6 protein-coding genes and 1 pseudogene are annotated in these 7,933 nt (G+C 45.6%); 3 read left to right on the forward strand and 4 right to left on the reverse strand.

Going from position 1 to position 7,933, the window contains the following annotated elements:
• From A3735_RS18115 to A3735_RS18125, 3 genes are all read right to left on the reverse strand, one after another.
• The coding region (locus A3735_RS18115; RefSeq protein WP_068638417.1) for an alginate export family protein at positions 1-871 on the reverse strand (871 nt) is incomplete at its 3' end.
• 203 nt (positions 872-1,074) lie between these two features.
• Positions 1,075-1,635, reverse strand: a complete 561-nt coding sequence (gene moaB / locus A3735_RS18120; RefSeq protein WP_068516783.1) for a molybdenum cofactor biosynthesis protein B — start codon at positions 1,633-1,635, stop codon at positions 1,075-1,077.
• Positions 1,636-1,687: 52 nt separating this feature from the next.
• On the reverse strand, positions 1,688-2,953 hold the full coding sequence (locus A3735_RS18125; RefSeq protein ID WP_068516785.1) for a nitrate/nitrite transporter: 1,266 nt from the start codon (positions 2,951-2,953) through the stop codon (positions 1,688-1,690).
• A 344-nt stretch (positions 2,954-3,297) separates the two neighbouring features.
• Here A3735_RS18125 and A3735_RS18130 point away from each other — a divergent pair, with 344 nt between their 5' ends.
• The 3 genes from A3735_RS18130 (at position 3,298) to A3735_RS18140 (ending at position 7,640) form a co-directional block, all read left to right on the forward strand.
• Positions 3,298-4,773 (forward strand): NarK family nitrate/nitrite MFS transporter, encoded by a 1,476-nt coding sequence (locus tag A3735_RS18130; protein ID WP_068516787.1) that lies wholly within the window; start codon positions 3,298-3,300, stop codon positions 4,771-4,773.
• Positions 4,774-4,873: 100 nt separating this feature from the next.
• Positions 4,874-6,601 carry a bifunctional protein-serine/threonine kinase/phosphatase gene (locus tag A3735_RS18135; protein ID WP_068516789.1) on the forward strand — a complete coding sequence of 576 codons (1,728 nt, stop codon included), beginning with the start codon at positions 4,874-4,876 and terminating at the stop codon, positions 6,599-6,601.
• 82 nt (positions 6,602-6,683) lie between these two features.
• Positions 6,684-7,640 carry an ion transporter gene (locus A3735_RS18140; protein ID WP_068516791.1) on the forward strand — a complete coding sequence of 319 codons (957 nt, stop codon included), beginning with the start codon at positions 6,684-6,686 and terminating at the stop codon, positions 7,638-7,640.
• Between the two features lie 26 nt (positions 7,641-7,666).
• Here A3735_RS18140 and A3735_RS31110 read toward each other — a convergent pair.
• Positions 7,667-7,933, reverse strand: a pseudogene (locus A3735_RS31110) (ABC transporter ATP-binding protein); the annotation flags it as partial.

Here is a 7,933-nt window from a genome sequence, read left to right on the forward strand (position 1 = left end):
TAAACATGGCATTACCGTCATCTGAGCCAAGAGTTTCGTAACCCAGCTTAGCGGTAAAGCCTGAAACATTTACACCTGCTTCAAGGTTAAGATAATTCGTTTCATGCTCATTATCATCGTCAGTAGTTTGTTGGGCAAATTCAGCGGTATAAAGGACAGTAAGGTCGTCACTTGCTTTCACTTTACCGTTTGCTCGGATACCGAAAGTGTCATGAATATCTTTCAGGTCCAAGAAGTAAGCGCTTAAGCCCAAGCCGTCAATACTCTTGTTGTTTACGTAGTAAACTTGATGGTCGTTGCCGTCGATATCGCCTCCGGTAAAGGTGTTTACGTTATAAACATTAGAGAATATCAATGTTGTGTCTGGTAGTGCTGTGTTAACTAGGGTAAAAGCATCATAAGTTTGTTCGTTTTGTCTCCAGCCCACGCCGCCTAGCATACGCTGGCCATCTAGGTTGATGCGCTGGCGACCGTAGCGAACGAGCGTATCAGCTGGCGCAGCAAAATCGATATATGCCTGGTTAATTTCAGTATACGTAGCATCGAGCACTACTGCTTCTTCATCTGGATCAGCTCCACTGTCGCTGTAGTTGTCTTCACCGACAACACTGTTGTTATCCATTTCTAGCGTAGTGGATACGCCATTGTATGAAAGCGTCTTGTAGGTTAAACGTGTTTTCACTGTGGATGCTAAAGCTTCACGGTTGGTGAAATCATCTACATATTCAAAACGATAACGTAGCGCAAGGGATGCATCGCCGCCCGCAATCGCGGCAGTAATTGAGTCTGCCTCTTCTGCTGCAAACGTTGGAGCTGCTGCAGAGAGTCCGAGAGCGATCATCGAGATTGATAGACTTAAAGCGTTCTTCATAAGCGATATCCTAATTGATATAAGTTCTAAAAGACTCCTTGCTCTTGTGTCTTAAATTTGCAAGGGATGTGACCTATTTAACGCTTTTGGTTTTGGGGGGGCAATCGGATAAAGGGAGTAAGGGGCTATACCTCCTGATGGGTAAGTCTGGAGGTATAGTGTTTTAAGATGAACTCGAAGTTTTAGTTTAAGTATTTGAAAATCTAAGAGTTATCTCTTTTTTCTCGATCAAGACATGCAGCGAAATCAATGCCTTTTAGCTGGGGTACAAAGTTGCAAGGGCCTTGACGGCTGTCAATTTGTGAGTCGATTATATTATCCCAGGCAGTGCGGCAGGCATTGGTGCTACCTGGTAGGCAGAATAGTAAGGTCTTGTTTGCCATGCCCGCTAGTGCTCTAGACTGGACGGTTGAGGTGCCAATTTGCTCAAGAGATATTTGTCGGAAAAGCTCGCCGAAACCATCGACGACCTTATCAAGCAAAGGGGTAACGGCTTCAGGGGTGCTATCTCGGCTAGTAAAGCCTGTACCACCGGTAATGATAATAACTTGGGTGTCATCACTCGCAATCCATGTCGAGAGCGCAGCGCGAATTTTATATATGTCGTCAATGACAATCTTTTTGTCTGCGAGCTTGTGCCCAGCCGAGTTTAACTTTTCTACCAGAAGTTGGCCTGATGTGTCATTGTCTTCAGTGCGAGTGTCTGAAACCGTTAATACGGCAATGTTTAAAGGGATGGTTTCTTGGCTGACGTTGTGACCCATAGGGATATCTCTCTTGTATAAGCAATGTAGTAATAAAGTTTAAAGATGATGCTTAATCATCATCTAGGAAGTTATGACTGGTGGCATGTTGCACGCGCTGGTTAAAGCGATCAGTCTTGATAGCAAGGAACATGACAGTCATACAGCAAGCGAGCACACCATATAAAACCATGAAGCATGCGCTATGGATGCCGATCCAGTCAACGGCTAGGCCAAAAGCGATAGGGAGTGTGCAGCCGCCTAAGGCGCCAATTGCAGCCACTAAGCCACCAACAAGCCCCATTTGCTGAGGGTAGTATTCATGAATTGTCTTATACACACTTGCTCGCCCAAAGCCCTGGGCTATACCGATAATAAATATCAATGTACTGAAGAACCAGACGTTAATTTCGATAGCCAGTTCTACATCTTGATGCACGCCATGTATGGTCATCGTGGTCGGCGGATAGCACAAGAAGAACAAGCAAACTAAGCATATCCAGAATACTGCCCAGTTAACGGTGCGACCACCATAGCGGTCTGCAAACCAGCCTCCTAATGCTCGAACCATGCCAGAGGTGGCAACAAAGAAAAGCGTAAAGGCCATCGCTTGGCTATAGCTGAGTTTATAAGCGGAAGCATAATACTGTGGGAGCCAGAGGATTAGCGCTAAAAAGCTACCGAAGACAAAGTAGTAATATAGACCGAAGCGCCAAATCTGGATGGATTTAAGTGCTTGTAGGGTGCTAAGTTCGGCTTGAAGTTTTGTCGGGGTATAGGGGCGGGTAGGTGCTATTAGCCAGAACAGAAAAGCCATAATGAGTAAACCAACCCCATAGATAGGACCAATGCTGTCCCAACCCCAGTTCGCAACAATAATTGGGGCAAGTGCAAGGGTAATGGCTGAGCCGGTGTTACCTGCACCAAATATACCCATGGCAGTGCCTTGTCGGTTACTTTCAAACCAGTCGGTGATATAACGAATGCCGATGGTAAAAGATGTGCCACTAATACCGATCCACAAGCCAAGTAATAGGTAGCCTTCCAGAGTCTCGATGTGAGGCAGGATGAATAGTGGCGGTGTGCTAAGAAGCATTTGTAGGGTGAATAGGCTCTTGGGGTTGTAGCGCTCGCTAAGCCAGCCAGCAGGAATACGCCCTAGTGCACCGGTTAGAACCGGGGCCGAAAAGAATAATCCTAACTGTGTTGCGCTTAGGCTTAAGCTGTTTTGAAGTTCAAGCCCCAAAACGGCATAGAGTGTCCATACCGAAAAATTAGCAGCAAATGCTATGGTGGCAATGGTTAAGGCTCTGGCTGCGCCAGGGATCTCAAAATTCATTATGACGCTCTGATCGAAGGCTGTTTAACTCGGTTTATCCTCAAAGGTATTGTTGGTACAGAGGAGCTCGTTTATCTATTAAAGTGATTGATACCTATTAAATCAAAAAAACCTTGTGCATGTTTGTTCTAACCCTTTTGAGTTAGGGGGTATGAGTCGCCTACCTATAAGTGAGTAGGCTTTGTGATGCCTGCTGGCTTTGTGGCAAGGGAGTAAAAAATAAAGTAGGTATATGCGCTGTGCCGGGGCATTCTCAGGCCCTGCCTTACTTGACTCATATCAAGTAGGAAACCCTACACACGAAGCAGAATAGCGTCATACCCCTTTTTTGTATAGGAGGCTTTATGTCCACTGATCTTAAAATAAACCTGTTCGCTTTTGGCGACCCCAAGATTAAAACACTCCACTTTACGTGGTTTGCTTTTTTCTTAACCTTCATGGTTTGGTTTAACCATGCTCCGCTTTTGGTGTTTATGAAAGAAGCGTTTGATATGTCGAGTCAGCAGGTCAAAGCCCTGATGATTCTGAACGTTGCGCTAACAATTCCAGCACGTATCGTCATCGGTATTTTGGTGGATAAACTAGGGCCCAGAAAGGTTTATAGTACTTTACTTGTACTGGCAGGCGTCGTGTGTATAGCATTCGCACTGGCTCAATCTTATGAGCAGCTCGCAATGATGCGCTTTTTAATGGGCTTTGTTGGTGCCGGGTTTGTAATCGGTATCCGCATGGTTGGCGAATGGTTTCCTCATAAGTCTGTCGGTATCGCAGAAGGTATCTACGGTGGTTGGGGTAACTTTGGCTCAGCTGCATCGGCTATGCTATTGCCTACGCTGGCAATGATGTACGGTGGAGAAGATGGCTGGAGATATGCATTAGGTACAACAGGTATTGTTGCTAGTATCTATGGCCTTATTTACTATCAGGTAGTACGTGATACGCCAAAAGGTTCAACCTACTTTAAGCCTAAGAAAGCAGGTGGTTTGGAAGTAACAAGCTGGGGTGACTTTTACCTATACTTGTTCATGAATATTCCAATGTATGCAGCCTTAGCTGTGTTGGCTTGGAAACTATCTCCAACGGGTGTTGCTCTCTTAAGTCAGACTGCTGTTTACGTTATTTGGGCGGGTTTGGTCGCTCTATATGTTTTCCAAACTTACTCTATCTGGAATGTAAATAAAGAAAATCTGACAAACGGTGTCCAAGAGCTTGATAAGTACCACTTTAAGCAAGTTGCGATTCTAGACTGGTCTTACTTCGTTACCTTCGGTTCAGAACTAGCGGTTGTATCAATGTTGCCTCTATTCTTCTTGGAAACTTTTGAAAGTCTTGATCCTGTCAAAGCGGGCCTATTGGCTTCAGGCTTTGCCTTCATGAACTTGGTTGCACGTCCAACTGGCGGTTGGTTCTCTGATCACATTGGTCGTCGTAAAGCTCTAATGTTCTTGATTGGTGGTTTGGCATGTGGCTACTTTGTATTGAGCCAGGTTGATTCATCTTGGTGGATCCCCGCTGCTGTGATTGCAACCATGTGCTGTTCGTTCTTTGTTCAGGCTGGTGAAGGTGCGGTATTTGCGGTAGTTCCACTGATCAAACGTCGTATGACAGGTCAGATTGCAGGTATGGCCGGAGCGTATGGTAACGTCGGTGCAGTAACTTACCTAACTGTTTTGAGCTTTGTAGATTACAGTACTTTCTTCTTGGTGATCGGTTGTTCTGCACTGATTGTATTCTTCATTGCTGCAATGATGGATGAGCCAAAAGGACAGATCTCTGAAGTACTGCCAGATGGCACAGTTCATATGATTGATGTTGGCTAGTTAGAAACTTGCTAGTCTAGAGTGCCTGCTGGTGGCTTATTTCATCGGCGGGCATTTTTGCGTTAAGGTAACGCTATAGCACTAAACTCAGGATTTCTCGATGGCCCAGATTCTTAAGATTGATGCTGCATTTTCAACAGACGCCGGTATAAAACCGATCAATGAAGACTCGGCTGGCGTCAAGGTTCCAGAAGATAGCTATCTGCTTAACAATAAAGGTTGTGCACTCGTCGTTGCCGACGGTGTTTCATCAGCTGAAGCGGGGCGCGAAGCAAGCCATACGGCTGTTGAACGTTTTATTGAGGAATATTTCCAGACGCCTGACACCTGGTCAGTCAGTAAGTGCGGAGAGCAGATTCTATCAACGATTAACCTCAAGCTTTTTCGTAAGAGTCACGAGTTCTCGTCTGATACTAAAGGTTACTTATCTACATTCAGCTCCATCGTCATCAAAGGTCGTACCGCGCACTTTTTTCATGTTGGCGATAGTCGAATATTTTTGCTGAGAGAAGGCGAATTCGCCCAATGTACTACTGATCATGTCGCTTCTTTAGGCGGCGGTAAAACTTTTCTTACTCGCGCCATCGGTATGGATAATCGCTTGCACCTCGATTATGGGCGAATTCCTCTTGAAGCCGGTGATCGCTTATTGCTGTGTAGTGATGGTGTACATGACTTTATCGAGGAAGCGAGAATAATCGAAACGCTGGCGATGGACCAGCCGGCTGAGTTTATCGCGGACAAATTTCTAGATTTGGCACGAGAAGGCGAAACCGATGACAATATCAGTGCCGTTGTGGGTATTGTTGAACAGCTGCCTTTCGAAAACCTTGATGATTATAGTGCGAAACTGACACGCCTACCTTTCCCGCCAGCTTTAGAAAAGGGTATGAAACTGGATGGTTTTGTCGTCCAAAAAGAGTTATTTGCTTCGAGTCGAAGCCAGTTGTATCTAGTAAAAGATGAAGTGTCAGGCGAGCTGTTGGCGATGAAGACGCCCTCACCAAACTTTGAGGAAGATACCGCTTATATTGACCGGTTTATCCAGGAAGAATGGATAGGTATTCGCATACAGCACCCTAATGTGGTCAAGATTATTCGACAAGACCGCAAGCGCAGTTTTCTATATTACCTCATGGAGTATGTCGAGGGAGAGGGCTTAGATAAATGGCTGAGAAAGAACCAGCCACCGAGTCCAAAGCGTGCTATCAATATCGTTAAACAAGTTGCAGAGGGCTTAAAAGCGTTTCATCAAAACGAGGCGGTACATCAAGACTTGAAGCCCGGAAATATTATGGTGACTGAAGAGGGCAAGGCCTTGGTGTTGGACTTCGGGTCAGTATTTGTTGCCGGTTTGTCTGAGTGCGTGAGCCCTATTATTCCTGATGGCGTTTTGGGTACAGCTGGCTACTCAGACCCGCTTTATCTACGCGGACATAACCCCGGGATCCAGGGGGACGTCTACTCGCTAGCAACCATTACCTATGAAATGTTTACAGGCACCTTGCCTTATGGAGATAAAATAGAGCAGTGCAGAAGTGCCTTTGATTATGATCAGTTACGGTACACTGAAGCCAGTTCAAATAACCCGGTGATACCAGAATGGTTTGACGGTGCTTTGAAGAGAGGGACGTCTTTTGATCTTGAAGAACGGTATAGAACGATCGATGACTTTATGAAGGACCTGCTGCAGCCAAACCCTGAGTTTCTGAAAGCGGACCCAGTGGTGCAGAAGAGTGCCAATACTTTAATGTTCTGGAAGCTTCTGTCAGGTTTCTGGTTTGTTACTTTCTTGCTGCTCATTTACCTGTTTAGCCAGAACAGTTGATGTAAATGCTTTGATTTGAGCTTGGATGAAGGCTTGAGTCGAGCTATATTGTCGCTATTACAATAAAAGAAGTGTTAACGACATGAGTACTACTGCCCGCGCTTTTTGGTATCGCTGCCTCAACGAGCCTTCGGCCGATTTCTTTCCTTCCTTGATAGTGACGGTCTTTCTCTCATTAGTTATTATTCTTAATATTCTTGAAGTCGTACTTGGTTCTCTGCCAGGCTTCAGGGAGCAAATGGGCGACTGGGTACTCATTGCTAATATCTGCTTTGTGGTCGTTTTTGCATTTGAGTATCTGTTGCGTTATTGGGTAGCGGCAGAAACACCTCATGCGACTCATATGACTAGCGGGCGAAAGCGTTGGCTATATATTCGTTCGCCGATGGGCCTAATCGATCTTTTCTCTTTCTTGCCTTTACTCCTCTTACTGCTACTGCCGGGTGATGCGTTTGGTGATCTGCGTATTCTTAAGCTGATATCGATGGTAAGGGTGCTTAAGCTAACCCGCTATTCTGCATCATTATTGATGATTGCTCGTGTCTTTCGTGAGAATAAGAACACCTTACTGGCAGCAGGTTTGGTGATGATGATCTTAATGTTTATCGCCGCGACAGGCATTTATATCTTCGAGAAGGTTGAACAGCCTGAAGCCTTTGGCAGTATCCCTGCTTGTTTATGGTGGGCTGTTGTGACACTGACGACCGTTGGCTATGGAGATGTGACGCCTATTACTGTCGGAGGACAGCTTTTTGGTGCGCTGGTCATGGTTTGTGGTGTCGGGATCGCAGCGATGCCCGCTGGTATTTTCGCATCCTCATTTGTCCAGCTTGTTCGAGAGCAGGAGCATGAGCGACGAAGAAAACTGCGTATTCGTCGCGGCCAATTAGAGGTAGTCGCTGGAAAGAATAAAGAGGAAGAGCCTTCTTTGCATTTGAGTATGAGTCAGTCTGAGCAGCGAGAAGTGGCGTATTTAGTGTCTGAATATGGCTTAACACTCGATCAGGCGACGGGTGTTGTGAGTCACTTTCGGCACTAAATGTCTTTGTAAGAGTCAGTGCCAGTTTAGGAAAGTACTAATTTATCGTCATCCAAGGCGTCATGATTCTTATGGAATTGATCCAGTAAGTCTTGGCTGTTCATACCTTCGCGCTGCTTGCCACTGACATCAAGAACAACCTGGCCCTGATGAAGCATCAAGGTTCTATCGCCAACGCTTAAGGCCTGATTCATGCTGTGTGTAACCATTAAGGCAGTTAGTTTTTCGCTACGAATAATCTCTTCGCTTAAGTTAAGGATAAATTTGGCTGTTTTCGGGTCCAGGGCAGCAGT

It is taken from the genome of Oleiphilus sp. HI0061, from assembly GCF_001635675.1.

What these genes read in the sequence shown, in the direction of transcription:
- moaB (WP_068516783.1), bottom strand. Translation starts at nt 1,635, where the DNA reads ATGGGTCACAACGTCAGCCAAGAAACCATCCCTTTAAACATTGCCGTA.
- A3735_RS18130 (WP_068516787.1), top strand. Translation starts at nt 3,298, where the DNA reads ATGTCCACTGATCTTAAAATAAACCTGTTCGCTTTTGGCGACCCCAAG.
- A3735_RS18125 (WP_068516785.1), bottom strand. Translation starts at nt 2,953, where the DNA reads ATGAATTTTGAGATCCCTGGCGCAGCCAGAGCCTTAACCATTGCCACC.
- A3735_RS18140 (WP_068516791.1), top strand. Translation starts at nt 6,684, where the DNA reads ATGAGTACTACTGCCCGCGCTTTTTGGTATCGCTGCCTCAACGAGCCT.
- A3735_RS18135 (WP_068516789.1), top strand. Translation starts at nt 4,874, where the DNA reads ATGGCCCAGATTCTTAAGATTGATGCTGCATTTTCAACAGACGCCGGT.